Raw genomic sequence first — 16,552 nt, forward strand, 5'->3', positions numbered from 1 at the left:
GATGGAGAGATGGAGAAGTAATAAGCTCGAAACAATTCTCCGGTGAAATCAAAAATAATCGTGTTCTTTGGCTAGCTGGTCCTGCGGGAAGCGGAAAAACAGAACTGCTACAACAATTCATGCGTGAGTATTTTTCTCACAAAAACCTCTATTCTGCTTGGCAGAATTACAAATGCATTCCGATATTTGTTCGAGTGAGAGACTTCGCAAACATATCAGCTTCCGGGGGGGACTGGATACCTGAAGCGACGCGCCTATCTCTAAGATCTAAACGCCTGCGATTTGAAGATCGCTCTTATTTCAATAATCTTCTGGCCTGCGGGGACTTTGCTATATTATTAGACGGAATGAATGAGGCAAACCGAACCTCGGAGTTTCTGCAATATATTTCCGAAACCGAAAAGACAAAGGTTATAGCCACATCTCAAGGCCCAAGTCCCGACTCAAAATTTCGCCGCCTTATACTTTCACCCTTTACAATTGATGAGGCAAAGGAGCTATTGGAGATTTTCCTAGATAAAAAACTTCAATCGCTGAATGAAGCGGTAGAATCTCTATTAGGGCAACTTAACTCCGGATACGATGTCCTTCTTCTAGCCGACATAATAAATAACGGTCTATCGGTTCCAAAAAATCGCACCGCGCTTTATGCTGAAACGCTTAGGGTTGCGGCTAAAATTGGAGAAGATACCTTTTCAGAAGAAATAGTATGTCGGCTTGCCTGGACTTCATGGAAGTCTGGTAGTCGAACCTTCGCTGTAGATAATCAGATTACTGAAAATATTGTCGCCGCATTACATTCGGCGCATATTATTGTTTCTCGTGGCGGGAAATTTGAGTTTCGTCATGATCTTATGCGCGGGTATCTTGCGGCTTCTTGGCTTATGATTCACTCAACATCTATGGAACAAACTCTTACCCGACTTGCCGCGGCCGACATTTGGGATTTAAGTCCTTCAGAGCAAGCGTCAGTATTCCCTTTTTTAGTTGACCTTTGTACAGAGAATGACGAGTTTGAGATGCTATTCTCTGAAACCATGAAAAATCCTGTTCAAAGAGTTGTGCTGTTAGAATCACTTCAAGAGAGCGCGCAAAAGCGAGGTTTGTATATATCGCTGAAATTAAATCGCCCATGAATTTCGCAATCGTTAAAATGAAATACTTTAACTTTTGCTTAAATCTACTCTGTTTGTGTAGCGTTTGCGTCCAACGATTAAATTCTATCAATCTAGGCTATCGTGACCGTCCGCTTCTGGCCGAGGCTGTGTAAAAACGGTTTAGAGCAGGTTTGACAGTCAGAACCAGAACAAAAATCGCGTTCCTACGCAAAATTCAGGTCCGGCTGATACACCAATCATTGGCAGATTTTACGCAGCGACCCAGGCTGTGTGAAAACGCATGCACTGTTTTGTAGTCTGCGTTGCTGCGTAAAATCTGTCGGTGATTGGTTAGTCAACAGACCAATAATTTACGTAGGAACGCGTTTTTCGTTCTGATTCTGACGGTCAAACTCGCTCTAAAACGTTTTCACACAGCCTGGACCCAAAGCGGACCCTAGCGTCCGGTGGAATGATGGGTTGGGCGACTCATGAAGTACGCAAGGCCTTACGTGCCGCAATTTCTTTCTGCAGAACAACAGGAAAGCCGGTGGGAAATACCTTCCTATACCACCACCGATGGCGACGGAAACGGCAACGATCACTGGAATCCAAACCGCAGCAACCGTCTTCGAGGGGTCTTTTGTGGCGGAAGCCAACGAGTCTGCTGTGTCGGAAGGCGTTTGGTTTTCGCTTTCGTTCTTTATTACTTGGCCATCGGTTGCTCGTTTTTCTGTGCCAAGCTCTTTCGCCAAGCGATGTTTCTGGGGCGAGTGTTGGACTTACGCAGTGAATTACTGAATCGTCAACGCGACATGCCCCTTGTTATTCCCATAGCAATTCCACGCGTCATTGGCATAGGCATAGAGATACCCCGAGCGCTTCGGCGTATACGTGCAGCCGTGGCCGATGAGGAAGGTTTCCGGTTTCAGCAGGATGCCTTTGGCATCGACACCATCGCTGTTGGCGATTGCGCCGACGAGACTGAACCAAGGGTAGTTCTCGTGGCGGCGGGTGAAATAAAAGTTTGCGTTGCTGTTGTTAAATAGCTTTCCGTACCAGGTTTCCAATTTGCCCAGCGCAGTGCCGGCAAGGTATGCCAGTTCGCTGGGTTGAAAATTGTTACTCACTGGCCCGTCTGGGTCGCAAACGATCGAGGCGTCCAGCCATTCACCGCTGGCACTAAAGGTGTAAGCGGTGCCAGCGTTGAGCCACAGACCGATTTCGTTCCACGGCAGGCGCGCGGAGATGTCCACTACCAGCGGGGTAGGCGGTGCCAGTAAGCGCGCTTTGCGGTAGGGCGATTGGGTGATGGGTGGGATTTTCTGCCGGTCCAGTGCTGATTGATGGAACAGCGCCGGTTGTGTGGTCATGTCGGCCACGCTGCGAGGCTGAGTCGCCAGCACGTTGAATACCCCATCACAGGAGTCGTGCATGGTGTCGTAGAGGTCTGGCTTGATCTGCCCGACAACATTCGGGTCGAAATTCAGACCGGCCGTGCTCGCCTCATCGACCATCCACATCAGCGCGCCATTGGCCAGGCCGCAGTGCTGGTAACCGCCGCCGACGTCTGAATGCACGCCGGGGAACCAGATCTGCTTGAGTTGGGTGCCATTCGGTGGCTGGCTCCACAGCGTCGGCTGGAACGAGGCACGGCGTTCGTCCATCGCCAGCGCGTGGCGGGCGTGCTTTACCAAGGGGTGCAGCGTGGTGTCGTGGAAGGTGTAGCGTTCGCGATTATCGAGCAGATTGAGCAGTGCCATGTCGTCGGGGATGCCCAGCGCACCGACAGTGTCCCATACCCCAATGAAATGGATTGGGATCGACGCGCCTGCCTTGTTATGGAACTTCCAGCCTTGAGCGGTCCAGTCTTTGCGCTGCTCAGTTTTACGCCGGTAGCCGCAGGTGAGCAGGGTCTGGATGCGCGCCCAGACTTCGGCTGGTGGTAACCCGGCGATCTGCAACAGCCCGCACCGGCCGATGAATCCGGCAAGGCTGCGCACCGTGTAGGCGCCGCGGCTGAAGCCGAACAGGAAGATCGCATCGCCGGGCTGGTAGCAGTAACAGAGCTTCTGATAGGCGCTCATGATGTTGTCGTCAAGGCCGGCACCTGTGCCACCGCCAACGGCTTTATCCCACCAATTGCCATTGGTGCCGACGCCGGGGTGATAGTAGGAGGTTTGCGCTGCGCCCTGGGCGTCGAAATCAGCTATGGCATTGTACAGCCGCACCACGTTGGTGGGGGCGGGGACGCCCTGATCGAGTTGGTCGGGGGTGTTCCAGGTGCCGTCGCAGCAAATAACCAGATTAGGCATGGCAGATCCTTTTTCCCGGCATGCAGGAGCCGGTTAAAGAAGCCCGACGGCGGGTTTGGCTACATGCTGCGAGCAGTGCCAGACGCGTCGGTCGGAAAGGGCGCGCTGACCACGGAAACCCAGCGGCAAACAAGATTCAAGATCAGCCCCGCGGGGGCGTCAAGCGGCGCTAGCTAAAAACATTAGCGCTCGCCGCCGGCGTCCGGCCAGCAGCGCTCTGTAGCGCGGCTCAGGCATGTACGAAGTATTCACGCTTTTCCTAGGTGTGCTTCAAGCCCACACCCCCTACGTTGATAGAGTTGGCATATTTACGTTGCTTTCGACCGGTAAGTAGATATGTCTCCATATGTTTACCTTGGATAGTGGCGCTCGGAACCCCTAGGAGCTAAATCTGAACGGCCGCTTTTGGCCGAGTCTGTGCAAAAACGTTTTAGAGCAGGTTTGACGGTCAGAACCAATACGAGAATCGCGTTCCTACTCAAATTTCCGGGCCCTGATTAACCAATCACTGGCAGATTTTACGTAGCAGCGCAGACTTCAAATCGGCGCATACGTTTTCACACAGCCTGGGCCGATTGCTGCCCTTGCGTGCTCACTCCGGCGCCATGAGTACTGCGAGGCTCATTTTGATAAATTCTTCGTTTTTGTCGATCGTTTGCAGGGCGCCGCGAACATTGCCGGCTACCTCCGTTGATCCTCTTTGTTCAACCCAAAGCGTCAGCTCCATGATCGCGGCTTCGAGCGCAAGTTGATTTTCGTTGATCTTGAACAGCAGGGAAGGGAGCAGGTCCGAGTTAGGCATCACTAAATCCTCCATGAAAGAGGGGCATCGTAGCAGCGGAAATGCGGTGACACACATAGGGGAATGCAGCGGTCGGCAGGACGTCGGAGAAAAGGAACTACTGTAGGAATATACAACGCTAAGTTGTTGATTCTTATAGGGGCATACCACTGTTTTGTACCCCTGCTAAAACGTCTATTTATCGTTATAGATCAATTGGTTGCGTAGGTTTCTGGGTCGCCTTGACATGGTGGATCCTGATTTTACGCCCTTTACGACAGTTTTTATCATTCGACATGATAAAGAACCCTTGCTATGGAATTTGCCGATTTGTAGCTGCCTTCTGATAGGTGGAGGCTATATGCGAGTCCGTTTGTTGGGAAGCTTGCGATAGTTTCCACTACCTGTGACTCCGCAGGAATAGTTGGAGAGGAGGCTCCTGGATTAGAAAGGAATGCTCGAAATGAGATGCGATAGCCATCACTTGATCGTGGCAAAGAAAATTTTTCCCGCGACATGCCAGCCCCAAATTCTGCCCATACAGCGGTCGAGGGATAGGAGAAGTGTAGTCCGTTCACCTCAACGACAATCCGCCCAACTTGGAACTCATTTGATTCGACACTTTCAATAGTGAGCCAGCGTTGTGGCTCTACCGTTGAGCGACCAATGTACCCTGCCGCCGCGAGCGCTCCTGCAGTAGTAATTACAGCAACCAATATTGCTTGGAATGCTGTGATTTTCGCGATTGTGATTCCTGGGACCGGTTTAGTCGTCATAAAATTACCTCGCCAAGACATGGATTGTGAGTGTGGCCCCTATTCACGATAGTTTGTATTGAGCAAAGTGAAGCTGATGAAGCCCGCGTTACACAAGTCTTGCGCGCAAAACCTCCTCTGGAGGCCGCGAGTTTCCGTTTGCATAAGCACAGAAAAGTGGGTGTTTTGCCAGCGCTGTAAGTGGATTTATTCGTTTAAAAACAATAAGTTAGGCTTATACAGTTCCCAGCATGGGGTGCTTGGGGTGCTAGGGGTGAACGTGGTGCTATTGACCGTTTGTTGCCTTCGCGAAGCGCTGCAGTCGACCGATTCTGGTGAAAAAGTCGACCATGATTTCCGCAGCAGAAAAGTATGCGTCCGAGATTGAAATCTTTACTTTCGGTAGAGGTTTCCGGACTCAGATTTCACGTAGCAGTATGTAAAAAAGGCGTTTTAACCAGTCAATGACCAGGCCATTTGGGTGAACCGACTGTTTTCAACAGAATCGACCCAATGCAGCCGGTTGGCACCGGTGGGCCGTTTGGCGGCCAACGTGGCGAATATCACAGATCGATAAGCTGCTGCACGGCGAGGAAAAGATGGTCGGCGCCGACGCGGGTTATACCAGCGTCGAGAAACGCTCTGTTCTTTGTCAAACCACGAAGCGCGTCTTCATATAATTAGACCGGCGCTTTATCGCCCGGAATGGGTGCTCGATCTTGGCGCGTACCTGGGTCTTGGCCTTCTCGATCTTGCGCTTGGCTTTGTTTGCAGAAGTGCTCAGTAACTCTCACATCAGTCTAAAGCTTTGCACCTGAAGTCTACACTTCGAATATCGTGCAAACGCAGCAATGGGCAATGAAGGAGAGGGTTGATGGACCTTAAACGCCTCACGGAGTGGCTTGGCACAATGGATGGGCTAAGCAAATCAATACTCGCCTTGTTTGGTCTGCCCGCAATTATATATGCAGGGACTACCAAATTTTTCGACTCATACATTAAACGTTTCGGTCTGTATCCAGAGGTGTCCATAGTCGCTCCAGCCCTCATCGCCCTGCTTATTGGGTTGTTGTTGTGGCTAAGCTTTCGGCGCTTCTATCGGTCAAGCCRGCTTGAGCAACCTGATGCGTTTACGCTGCGCCCCACTGGCCCCGGCTCACTGCTCGGTCGCGCGGAAGATCTAGCAGGGTTGCTCAACGCTGTGAAAAACCATCGGCTGGTACTGTTGGACGGGGAATCAGGCTGTGGCAAGTCAGCCTTGGTCAGTGCTGGCCTGATTCCTAGTTTGCTGCCTCAAAATGGGCTATTGCCGGTAGCAATTTACGACTGGGGCGATGATTGGCTGCGTGGAGCGCTTTCGGCAGCCCAGGATGCACTCTTCCAAAGTGTGTCTCAGATAGACCGAGAAAAGCTCGGCTGGACCTCGTCGCCTGATTTGGCTGCTCATACAGAAAGTTTGGCTCTCGATTTGAATGCGCGTTTGATAGCTGTAGTTCATACCCTTGGGCGACGGCCATTGCTGATCGCCGATCAATTCGATGACTACCAAGCACAGTACCGCAACCGTTTCATGGATGACGATGGCAACTGGTTATCCCCCTCTGCCCTTGCTAAGAGCAACTGTTTTTGGGATCTGGTTAACGATGGTCTGAGCGAGGGCCGATTGCATCTTTTAGTCATCACACGTGCAGATACCGCTGCGGGCCTGGCCTGCGTTCGCTTTCTTGACGGGGACCAGACAAGCACACGCACCCTGCCGAGGGTCGAGGCTGAACATCTACGCCCGTTGTTAGCGGGGATAGCAGCCGACGATACCCTGCCGCCGGTCGTTAGTAACCCGGCAGGCGGATGGCATGAGTTGCGCGACCGTTTGGAGATCGATCTGAAAGCAGAGAGAGCGATCTTGATGCAGCAGGTGCGCACCGTGTTATTGGGCCTACGTCAATTACCTGTTTTAACTCCACGGAGCTACCGAAACGCAGGAGGTCTGCAGGGCCTTGGGACTCTAGTTATCTCGCGATCTATTATTCGTGCGAGCGACTCCGCAGGAGGCGGTGAGGCGGGTATCCGGACGGTACGCGCGCTCTTAGGGCATTTAATAATGGCAGGTGGCCCCAATCAGCCGCCTAAGGCAAAAAGGACATTGCTTTCCGACCTTGTTGGAATTGTCGGTGATCCGCAGCGTATCGAAGCCATCTTAAAAGTGTTGCAACACGATGAAATAGTCCGGTCGGCCGAAGTAGGCAATCACAGTAGTGCGTGGCAACTGGACCACGATTACCTAGCGCGCTCCGTTTTGGCAGAGGCGCGACAGGCTGATCGCTGGGCTGTCTCTTTGCGTGAGTCCAAGGTGCGCTATCAGGAGGCAGCGTATGATTGGCGGCAAAGGTGGGCTGCGTTACTTCCTGTTGGTGTGTTAGCTCGTGTTTGCTGGGAACGAGCGCGAAGGCGCCTCGAGTTTGGCGAAGCTGCAAGTTATGTGCGGCTTAGCGCAGTCAGGCCGGCGATTGCCCTACTGTGCATGGTGCTGATTGGCGCATCGGCTCATGCTTGGTACCAAGACAGGGCTCTGACGCTGGAGGCCAATCGACTGATTGACAAGTTCGCTGCCCAAGGCGAAAAGAGTGCGGTGTTACAGATTTGGCGTGCCCCCCCAATACTGCGCAGACGTGTTTATGAACTCGTAACTAAGGAGGCCGGACAATTGGAGCGCGCCACTAATAGCGCTTGGCCCCTGGCGCATGCTGGCTTCGATGTTACAGAGGTGCGGGAGATAACTCAGATCTTGCGCACATCACTGGAGCAATCACCGACCGAAGATCGTGCCAGCAGGCTCGTAAAGATCTACGAGGTCGTCGCAGCGCGGTTGACCGATGCCACAGACATAAAAGTTGAGGCCTCGGCCCTGCGTAGGGCATTGGAGCAAGCACCGACGAACTGGCGTGTCAGTTGGCTCGTGGGCGCTTACACAGCCGTCGCGGCGCGGCTTTCAGATGCCATGGAGATAAAAGAAGCGGTCATGACCTTGCGCACGGCACTGGAGCGAGCACCGGCTGACGAGCGTGACATATTGGTCGAGAAGTGCTACGCGGTCGTCGCGGCGCGGCTGACCGATGCGGACGTAAAAGTTGAGGCTACGGCCTTGCGCAGGGTGCTGGAGCAAGCACCGACTGATGAGCGTGCCAGCTGGGTCATGGACGCCTACGCGCTCGTCGCGGCGCGGTTAACCGATGCCACAGACATAAAAGATTCGGCCATGGCCTTGCGCAGCGCACTGGAGCAAGCACCGATTGACGAGCGTGCTCGCAAGCTCGTGGATGCCTATACGACCGTCGTGGCGCGGCTGACTGATGCGGACGTAAAAATTGAGGCCACGGCCCTGCGCAAGGCGTTGGAGCAAGAACAGGCTGACTGGCGTGCCGACAGGCTCGTGGGCGCTTACACAGCCGTCGCGGCGCGGCTGGCTGATGCGGACGTAAAAATTGAGGCCACGGCCTTGCGCAAGGCGTTGGAGCAAGAACAGGCTGACTGGCGTGCCGGCAGGCTCGTGGGCGCTTACATAGCCGTCGCGCCGCGGCTGGCTGATGCAGACGTAAAAGTTGAGGCCACGGCCTTGCATAGGGCACTGAAGCAAGCAACGGCTCAGGAACATGCTAAGCACCTCGCGAATGCCTACGCGGTCGTCGCGGAGCGTTTGACCGATGCCACAGAGATAAAAAATGCGGCCATGATCTTGCGCAGCATGTCGCTGGAGCAAGCACCGACTGACGAGCGTGCCGGAAGGCTCATAGAGGCCTACGGGGTGGTCGCGGCGCGGTTGACCGATGCCGGGGAGATAAAAGATGCGGTCATTGCCTTGCGCAAGGCACTGGATCAAGCTCCGACTGAAGAACGTGGCCAACGGCTCGTGGAGGCCTACAAGATCGTCGCGGCGCAGCTGACTGATGCGGACGTAAAAATTGAGGCCACGGCCTTGCGTAGGGCAATGGAGCAAGCAAAGACTGACGAGCGTGCCGGTTGGCTTGCGGTGGACTACGCGCGCGTCGTGACGCGGTTGACCAATGCCTCGGAAATAAAAGATGCGGCCGTGACCTTGCGCCGGGTACTGGAGCAAGAACCGGCTCGTGAAGATGCCGACTACTTCGCGTATGCCTATGAGGTCGTAGCGGCGCGATTGACCGATGCGGACATAAAAGCTGAGGTAGTGACCTTGCGCAGGTCAATGGAGCAAGCGCCGACTGGCACGCGTGCTCGCTTGCTAGTGATGGTCTACGGCGTGGTCGCAGCGCGGTTGACCGATGCCACGGAGGTAAAATATGCGGCCACAGCCTTGCGCACGGCGCTGGAGCGAACTACTGGCTGGAGTAGGATGTGGCTCAACGACCGGCTCGTGGACGCCTACACGGATGTCGCGGCGCGGCTGACTGATGCGGACGTAAAGGTTGAGGCCATGGCTCTGCGCACGTCACTGGTGCAAGCACCGAAGGGCGAACTTGCCCGCTTGCTCTTGGACGCCTACACGGCTGTCGCGGCGCGGCTGATTGATGCGGACGTAAAAGTTGAGGCCATGGCTCTGCGCACGTCACTGGAGCAAGCGGAGGACGGAGTCTATGACCTCGCGAAGGCCTATGCGGCGTTAGCGGGAGTAATGGCCAAACGTGCTGACCCAGACCGCCATTTTGCCCTCGTCCAAGAGACGCTCTTGATAGCCGGCCATCCATTCCTCGACGATTATGCCCCGCTGCTTTCGGTCTTAAAACCTCTGGCAGGAACAGACTTTGATGGCAACCTCAGTGCCGCCTTGAGCTGGGCCGAGCAGAACTATGGCATTAGGCCGGATCAGCTCCGCCCACCGCTTCTCGAGCACTAATTGACCCAGTTTGCAGAAACTACACGGCGTAGATATGTTCCTGGACGTTGAACAATATGGTCAGTTTTTGGATGCCAAGCATTCAGGCTTGGCACGTAGGCCGCTGACAGCATGACTGTAGTCCAGTAAACCATCGTTTTTGCCGCGGACAATGTCATGAACATTTACGTGCTCAAGCGGATGAGGAGGCCGTCGCAGGCCAGAAAACTGGACAGCCGAGTCGTTGCTGCTACCGCCCTAAAGAACTCGCAAAGTTGTTGGAACCTGCATCGAGCGGACCTGAAGGTGTCTCATGCGCAGGCTCTGTATCGATTGCTGGATGCCGAAACCTGCTGCGGCGGTCGATCACCGTCTGCTCCTGGCCAATTCTGTTAAAAAATTCGGCCATAATTTGCGCATCAGAAAAGTACGCGTCTGAGATTGAAATCTTTACTTTTGGCAAAGGCTTCCGGACTCGGATTTCACATAGCAGCGTGCAAAAAAGGCGTTTTCACCAGTCAATGATCAGGCAGTTTGGGCAGACCGACTTTTTCAACAGAATCGGCCGATCACAGTCATTCCGGCGCCATCATCACCGCGAGCGTAATTTTGATGAAGTTTTCATTCTTATCGATTGCTTCTAGGGCACCGCGTACGTTATCGGCGACATCTGCCGATCCGCGCTGCTCGATCCAGTTCGAAAGCTCCATGATGGCGGCTTCCAGTGCGAGCTGGTTTTCATTGATTTTGTACAGCAGGGAAGGGAGCAGGTCGGAGTTAGGCATCGCGATTCCTCCATGGAAATGTGAGCGTAGCATCTGAAAAGTGGATTTGTAGGGGTTGTATTCGATCGGCAGGAAGCCGGTGGCTTGGGCCAATTTTTGGGCCAAAGAGGAGAAAAGTAGGGGGCTGGTGAGGTTTTCAGCCCCTGTAAATGCTGGCTTTAGTCCTCAGGAAACCCCGATCAAGACTGCATCGTGATGTTAGCTGTAGAGATCAAAGGTTTTTCCTGCGAAGCATTCAGAGTAGCTAGGGTTGCGGCAGTACCGATTCAGTACCCGTTTCCGGTATTCAAACCACGGGAAATGCATCCCGGTCAGAAGCGGAAGGTCCATCTGGCAATAAGTGGACAGCAGCATATGGAGCGCTTGGCCCGAGTCGAAGTGCGCTGAGACGGGGTTCATTCCCGTCATCAACCAAGGGGGGCGCGTAATGTTTGGCGGCGATTGTACTGGTCTGGCTCTTTAAACGATAGGGCGTTGAGACCGCTCGGGCGCATTGACGGTATCCGCGAACAGATTTTCACACCTGAATGCTAACTATTTGTGACAAACCGTGGCTAAAATGCGATTTTTCAACACGGTGGCCGATAGCCGCTACCGGTTCGACGACGGCGCTATCGGGCCCGCTGTTTCGTTTTCAGACGCTGCACAAGTCCATTGGCCGACAGGCTGGCAGGGAAGGCAGTTTGTTCACTTCTGACGTGTGACGATTTCTGTGAAACTGATCATTGCCTTTATTTACGTTGCCTCCATTGCGTACGTCCACCTGCGCGGTCGCGTGCGCCACAAGCTGGGCCGCCAACTGAGCGATCACTCTACGTTCCTGGCGCCGTTCAATTGCTTCCTTTATATGTTTTCGAAAATTCCCAACAAGCCCTATCTCAATCCAGCGGACTTCCCAGACCTAAGCCCGTTGCAGACGCACTGGGAAGAAATCCGCACCGAAGGCCAGAACCTGCTGAAGGCGGGGGACATCAAGCGCTCGGATCAATACAACGATGTCGGCTTCAACTCGTTCTTCAAGACGGGATGGAAGCGGTTTTACCTGAAGTGGTACGGCGACAGCCATCCTTCGGCGATGAAACTCTGCCCGCGCACCACTGAACTGGTGCAGGGCATCGGCTCGATCAAGGCGGCGATGTTCGCCGAATTGCCGCCGGGTTCCAGACTGGTCCGGCACCGCGATCCTTATGCCGGTTCCTACCGCTACCACTTGGGCCTGGAAACGCCGAACGATGCCGGTTGCTATATCAATGTCGACGGCGAGAACTACCACTGGCGCGATGGCGAAGCGGTGATGTTCGACGAAACGTTCATTCATTACGCGGAAAACACCACGCAACAGAACCGAATCATTCTGTTCTGTGATGTCGAGCGCCCGATGAAATACCGCTGGGTGGCGGCGTTCAATGGCTGGTTCAGCCGTAACATCATGTCGGCGGCAGGCGCGCCGAACGAAGAGGGCGACAGGACCGGCGGCATTAACCTTTTGTTTACCAGAGTCTACAAAGTCCGCCTGCGGGCCAAAGCGCTGAAGAAAACCAATCGCAAGCTTTACTATTTTGGGAAGTGGGGGATTTTTGGTGGGTTGCTGGCGGTGTTTGTTCTGATCTGAATTATGTGTTGTGGCGGATTAAGCTATCGCGAGCAAGCTCGGCTCCTACAATGGATTTGCGGCGTACACAAATCCATTGTAGGAGCCGAGCTTGCTCCGGGCGGCGTTCCGACGATGAGGCCATAACAAACACCGCAAAATCCGGAACTAGCCCCGAGAAGCCTTCGTGGCTTTTTTCTGCGCAGCTGGTTTGGCTTTCCCGGCGCCCTTGTTACCCAAGCTACGTTTCAGCAACTCGGTCAAATCAATAACATCCGCCGTTTTGCGCTCTTCTTCACCCGTCGTCTCGACGTCCTCAATCTTGCCTTCATTGGCCTTCTTCTCGACCAGCGCCATGATCTTGTCTTCAAAACTGTCGCGATAGTCCTCGGGTTTCCAGTCGGCGCTCATGTCTTGCACCAGACGCTTGGCCATATCGAGTTCGCCCTTGGCCAGTTCGGGCTTGGTCACTTCGCTGCCCAGCTCAAGCGTATCGAGGCTGCGCACTTGCGCTGGCCAGCGCAGCATCACCAACACCATCGCCGATTCCAGCGGCATCAACGCTGCCAGGTGCTGGCGAGTGTGCAACACGACATGGGCGAGGGCGACTTTATTGGTTTTGCTCAACGTTTCGCGCAACAGCGCGTACACCTTGCCGCCGCGTTTATCCGGGGCGAGGTAGTAGGGCGTATCAATGTTTTGCAGGGGGATCTGCTCACTGTCGACAAAGGCAAAGATGTCGATGGTTTGCGTGGATAACGGATGCGCCGACTTGATCTCTTCTTCGCTCAGGACCACGTACCGACCCTTTTCGTACTGCACACCTTTGACGATGTGCTCCTTGGTGACTTCCTTGCCGGTGACCTTGTTCACGCGTTTGTATCCGACCGGTTCCATGCTGCGGCTGTCGAGCCAGTCGAAATCCACCCCCTGGGAAGACGTCGCCGACACCAGCGCTACAGGGATATGCACCAGCCCGAAACTGATTGCGCCTTTCCAGATTGCCCGTGCCATGGTCGTCTTCTCGCAAGTGATGATCAGGTGACCTTTGGCCTGAAGCAAAAGTTTCAGTCAGTTGCGGCCCCGGCCGGGGGGGTGGTCGTCTCGTGTTACATCTTATGAAAGAGGTTTTAGTTAACAAATCCGAACCCCGGGCGTAGCGTGCTATCGAAGACTCTATCCACGTAGAGAGGCTCCCCCATGAACAGATATGTGCTCGGCTGCGCCGTATTGGCGCTGAGTGGTTTGCTGAGCAGTCTGGCGCACGCGACGCCATCGCCATTATTGCTGCTGGCCCAAAGCCCGACAGGGGCTTCGAGCAATCCTTACAACAGCCCGATTCGCCGCGCCAACCCGAACAGCATGCAAGGCTCGCAATCCAGCGCCCCGGCCATGCGCAGGCCAAATACCGTGCCGGTGCCGCCGCGCCCTCCGACCCTGGAAAACGGCGGTATCGGCAACCGTTACCCCCAAAGTCAATCGGCTCCCGCCAGCCCACCGATATTCATTCCCAATCCACCTCCGCGAGATGCAGGCACCAGCAACCGTTGAATAGGAACGACAAAAGGAATCGTGCATGTTGCGTAAAACCCTCTTGGCTACCCTGTGTGCTTGCGCACTGAACACCGCCGCAACGCCCGTTTTTGCCGCGCCGGTCCAGGAACTGGAAAGCGAACAGGGCACCCTTGAAGTCGCCACGATCACCAAGGGGCTGGAACATCCGTGGTCGCTCGCGTTCCTGCCCGATCGCAAGGGCATGTTGGTTACCGAGCGGCCGGGCAACCTGCGTGTCGTCAGCGTTGACGGCGAACTGTCCGCCCCGATTGATGGCGTGCCGAAGGTCTGGGCCAAGGGGCAGGGCGGCTTGCTGGATGTGGTGCTGTCCCCGGACTTCAAGCAGGACCGTACGGTGTATCTGTCGTATGCCGAAGGTGGTGGCGCGGGCGACAAGGCGGGTACGGCGGTCGGTCGAGGGCAATTGTCCGAAGACCTGAAAACGCTCCAGGACTTCCAAGTGATCTTTCGCCAGGAGCCGAAGCTCTCTGTCGGCAACCACTTCGGTTCGCGACTGGTGTTTGATCGCGACGGCTATCTGTTCATCACGCTCGGCGAAAACAATGACCGGCCAACGGCCCAGGACCTCGACAAGCTACAAGGCAAAGTCGTACGGATCTACCCGGACGGCCAAGTGCCGGACGATAACCCCTTTGTCGGTCAAGCCGGCGTGCGCCCGGAAATCTGGTCCTATGGCCAGCGTAACCCGCAAGGCGCTGCGCTCAATCCGTGGACCGGCGTGCTCTGGGAGAACGAGCATGGGCCTCAAGGCGGCGACGAGCTGAACATCATCGAGCGAGGTAAAAACTACGGCTGGCCACTGGCAACCCACGGCATCAACTATTCCGATCAGCCGATCCCGGAAGCCAAGGGCAAGACCGCCGAAGGCACCGTGGGGCCTCATCATGTCTGGGAAAAATCCCCGGGCCTGAGCGGGATGGCGTTCTACGACGGTGATCGTTTCAAAGCCTGGCAGCACAACGTGTTCATCGGCGCGCTGGTGAGCCAGGAGTTGATCCGCTTGCAGATTGATGGCGATAAAGTCGTTCACGAGGAGCGCTTGCTCGGTGAGTTCAAGGCCCGGATCCGGGATGTACGGCAAGGCCCGGATGGGTATTTGTATGTGTTGACCGACGAAGACGACGGGGCGTTGTACAAGGTTGGCCTGAAATAACCCTCGGTACTGGGGCTCTGGCTCGCTCCCACAGGTATGTAAACGCCACATATCCAAAGTGAGAGCGAGCCTGCTCGCGAAGGCAATCTCAAGAACACTATTTTCGGGTTTGCAGCCCCCGAACGACGAGATACAACAATGGCCCGACAGACACAAAAATCGCCAGGATCAACAGATAGGGCATCACCGACGCCACCGACCGCCCCCGCTTGCGCGCATCCTTATACATCCAGATTGCCGCCAGCGTCGCCAACAGGTAAAGATCAATCACCACCTGCGCAGTATCCGGCCGCGACATCAGGCTGATACCGAAATCAACCAACGACTGTTCAGCCTGGAGCATCACCGAAACGGTGTATCCGGAAAAGGCAATCAAAGCAACGAGGGGCAGGGCGACAGACTTCATGGTTTCCTTCCGTGGGACAATGAGCAGAATCAGCACCCTACAGAAGCCGAAGAAAATTGGCCATTGACTTGCCACCAACCCAAGGCTAATTTCCAGCCATGACTTCCACCGTATTGCGCTGCCAGCCAAGCATTATTACCGCCATTCCTTATTTGGCGGGCTAGCTCACGACTGCAGCACCCAACCCGCCCTAGAGGCGGGTTTTTACTTTCTGTCTCCAGGGCTCCGAACACAGCCAGGAGACGACCATGAGCAGCACTCTCGCCCAGCAAAACTTGCTTGAGCATTACGTAAAAAAGATCCTCGCCGCGCCAGTGTATGAACTGGCGGTACGTACGCCATTGCAATCGGCGCCGGCGCTCTGCGAGGCATTGGGCAATCAGATCCTGCTCAAACGTGAGGACTTGCAGCCGACGTTTTCATTCAAGATTCGCGGTGCCTACAACAAGCTGGTGCAACTCAGTGATGAGCAAAAGGCGCGCGGCGTGCTCACCGCGTCGGCGGGCAATCATGCCCAGGGCGTAGCGCTGGCAGCGAAAACGTTGGGGATTGTCGCGACCATCGTCATGCCGCGTACCACGCCGGAACTGAAAGTGCTCGGGGTTCGAAGTCGCGGGGCGGAGGCTGTACTGCACGGCGAGAGTTTTCCGTTTGCTCTCGACTATGCGTTGAACCTGGCCGAACAAACCGGTCGCACCTTTGTTTCGCCCTTCGACGACCCGGACGTGATCGCGGGGCAGGGCACCGTGGCGATGGAGATCCTGCGCCAGCATCAGGGCCCGCTCGACGCGATCTTTGTGCCGGTGGGCGGTGGAGGTTTGATCGCCGGCATCGCCGCGTACGTCAAATACCTGCGACCTGAAGTGCGCATCATCGGCGTCGAGTCAGAACATTCGGCGTGTTTGGCGGCAGCGCTACACGCACACGAACGGGTTGTCCTGCCGAGCGTCGGCACTTTCGCCGATGGCGTGGCGGAGGCGCAGATCGGCGCTTATGGCTTCGAAGTCTGCCGGTTTTGCGTTGATGAGGTGTTGACGGTCAGTAACGACGAACTTTGCGCCGCCATCAAGAACATCTACGACGATACCCGCTCGATCACCGAACCGTCCGGCGCGCTGGCTGTCGCCGGGATCAAAAAATACGTCGCGCAAACCGGTATCCGTGGTCAGACGCTGGTGGCCATCGACTCAGGGGCCAACATCAACTTCGACAGTTTGCGCCACGTGGCCGAGCGCGCAGCGTTAA

11 protein-coding genes and 2 pseudogenes are annotated in these 16,552 nt (G+C 55.2%); 6 read left to right on the forward strand and 7 right to left on the reverse strand.

Annotated elements, in window-relative coordinates:
• Positions 1-1,136, forward strand: a 1,136-nt coding sequence (locus tag AC1DWM_RS00005) for an NACHT domain-containing protein (protein ID WP_477794370.1), incomplete at its 5' end; no start/stop codon positions are given.
• Between the two features lie 755 nt (positions 1,137-1,891).
• On the opposite strand, the gene AC1DWM_RS00010 is transcribed toward AC1DWM_RS00005, so the two are convergent.
• The 4 genes and pseudogenes from AC1DWM_RS00010 to AC1DWM_RS00025 all read right to left on the reverse strand — a co-directional run.
• A complete protein-coding gene (locus AC1DWM_RS00010) occupies positions 1,892-3,412 on the reverse strand; it encodes a DUF2235 domain-containing protein (protein ID WP_477794371.1) in 1,521 nt (506 codons plus the stop codon).
• A 592-nt stretch (positions 3,413-4,004) separates the two neighbouring features.
• A complete protein-coding gene (locus AC1DWM_RS00015) occupies positions 4,005-4,214 on the reverse strand; it encodes a hypothetical protein (RefSeq protein ID WP_477794372.1) in 210 nt (69 codons plus the stop codon).
• A 266-nt stretch (positions 4,215-4,480) separates the two neighbouring features.
• Positions 4,481-4,969, reverse strand: a complete 489-nt coding sequence (locus tag AC1DWM_RS00020; protein WP_477794373.1) for a hypothetical protein — start codon at positions 4,967-4,969, stop codon at positions 4,481-4,483.
• Positions 4,970-5,591: 622 nt separating this feature from the next.
• A pseudogene (locus tag AC1DWM_RS00025) lies at positions 5,592-5,714 on the reverse strand (IS5/IS1182 family transposase); the annotation flags it as partial.
• 108 nt (positions 5,715-5,822) lie between these two features.
• Here AC1DWM_RS00025 and AC1DWM_RS00030 point away from each other — a divergent pair.
• Positions 5,823-9,818 (forward strand): nSTAND1 domain-containing NTPase, encoded by a 3,996-nt coding sequence (locus AC1DWM_RS00030; RefSeq protein ID WP_477794374.1) that lies wholly within the window; start codon positions 5,823-5,825, stop codon positions 9,816-9,818.
• Positions 9,819-10,372: 554 nt separating this feature from the next.
• On the opposite strand, the gene AC1DWM_RS00035 is transcribed toward AC1DWM_RS00030, so the two are convergent.
• Positions 10,373-10,582, reverse strand: a complete 210-nt coding sequence (locus AC1DWM_RS00035; protein ID WP_477794461.1) for a hypothetical protein — start codon at positions 10,580-10,582, stop codon at positions 10,373-10,375.
• A 712-nt stretch (positions 10,583-11,294) separates the two neighbouring features.
• Between AC1DWM_RS00035 and lpxO the strand changes: the two genes are divergently transcribed.
• Positions 11,295-12,194, forward strand: a complete 900-nt coding sequence (gene lpxO / locus AC1DWM_RS00040) for a lipid A hydroxylase LpxO (protein WP_477794375.1) — start codon at positions 11,295-11,297, stop codon at positions 12,192-12,194.
• 147 nt (positions 12,195-12,341) lie between these two features.
• Here the strand turns inward: lpxO and ku are convergent, their stop codons facing one another.
• Positions 12,342-13,187 carry a non-homologous end joining protein Ku gene (gene ku / locus AC1DWM_RS00045; protein WP_223512587.1) on the reverse strand — a complete coding sequence of 282 codons (846 nt, stop codon included), beginning with the start codon at positions 13,185-13,187 and terminating at the stop codon, positions 12,342-12,344.
• Between the two features lie 186 nt (positions 13,188-13,373).
• On the opposite strand from ku, the gene AC1DWM_RS00050 reads away from it, so the two are divergent.
• Both AC1DWM_RS00050 and AC1DWM_RS00055 read left to right on the forward strand, forming a co-directional pair.
• Entirely contained in the window at positions 13,374-13,724 is a 351-nt protein-coding gene (locus AC1DWM_RS00050) for a hypothetical protein (RefSeq protein ID WP_477794376.1), read from the forward strand.
• A gap of 25 nt (positions 13,725-13,749) precedes the next feature.
• On the forward strand, positions 13,750-14,901 hold the full coding sequence (locus AC1DWM_RS00055; protein WP_223512579.1) for a PQQ-dependent sugar dehydrogenase: 1,152 nt from the start codon (positions 13,750-13,752) through the stop codon (positions 14,899-14,901).
• Positions 14,902-14,998: 97 nt separating this feature from the next.
• Here AC1DWM_RS00055 and AC1DWM_RS00060 read toward each other — a convergent pair whose 3' ends face one another.
• The gene (locus tag AC1DWM_RS00060; protein WP_477794462.1) at positions 14,999-15,307 is read right to left on the reverse strand and encodes a DUF2834 domain-containing protein; all 309 of its coding nucleotides are present in this window, start codon (positions 15,305-15,307) and stop codon (positions 14,999-15,001) included.
• A 248-nt stretch (positions 15,308-15,555) separates the two neighbouring features.
• On the opposite strand from AC1DWM_RS00060, the pseudogene ilvA reads away from it, so the two are divergent.
• Positions 15,556-16,551 (forward strand): annotated as a pseudogene (gene ilvA, locus AC1DWM_RS00065) (threonine ammonia-lyase, biosynthetic); the annotation flags it as partial.
• Position 16,552: the final 1 nt, after the last annotated feature.

Source organism: Pseudomonas sp. P4_C8 (genome assembly GCF_056401975.1).

Coding starts and splice junctions, on each gene's coding strand:
- AC1DWM_RS00010 (WP_477794371.1), bottom strand. CDS start 3,412: ATGCCTAATCTGGTTATTTGCTGCGACGGCACCTGGAACACCCCCGAC.
- AC1DWM_RS00015 (WP_477794372.1), bottom strand. CDS start 4,214: ATGCCTAACTCGGACCTGCTCCCTTCCCTGCTGTTCAAGATCAACGAA.
- AC1DWM_RS00020 (WP_477794373.1), bottom strand. CDS start 4,969: ATGACGACTAAACCGGTCCCAGGAATCACAATCGCGAAAATCACAGCA.
- AC1DWM_RS00035 (WP_477794461.1), bottom strand. CDS start 10,582: ATGCCTAACTCCGACCTGCTCCCTTCCCTGCTGTACAAAATCAATGAA.
- ku (WP_223512587.1), bottom strand. CDS start 13,187: ATGGCACGGGCAATCTGGAAAGGCGCAATCAGTTTCGGGCTGGTGCAT.
- AC1DWM_RS00050 (WP_477794376.1), top strand. CDS start 13,374: ATGAACAGATATGTGCTCGGCTGCGCCGTATTGGCGCTGAGTGGTTTG.
- AC1DWM_RS00055 (WP_223512579.1), top strand. CDS start 13,750: ATGTTGCGTAAAACCCTCTTGGCTACCCTGTGTGCTTGCGCACTGAAC.
- AC1DWM_RS00060 (WP_477794462.1), bottom strand. CDS start 15,307: ATGAAGTCTGTCGCCCTGCCCCTCGTTGCTTTGATTGCCTTTTCCGGA.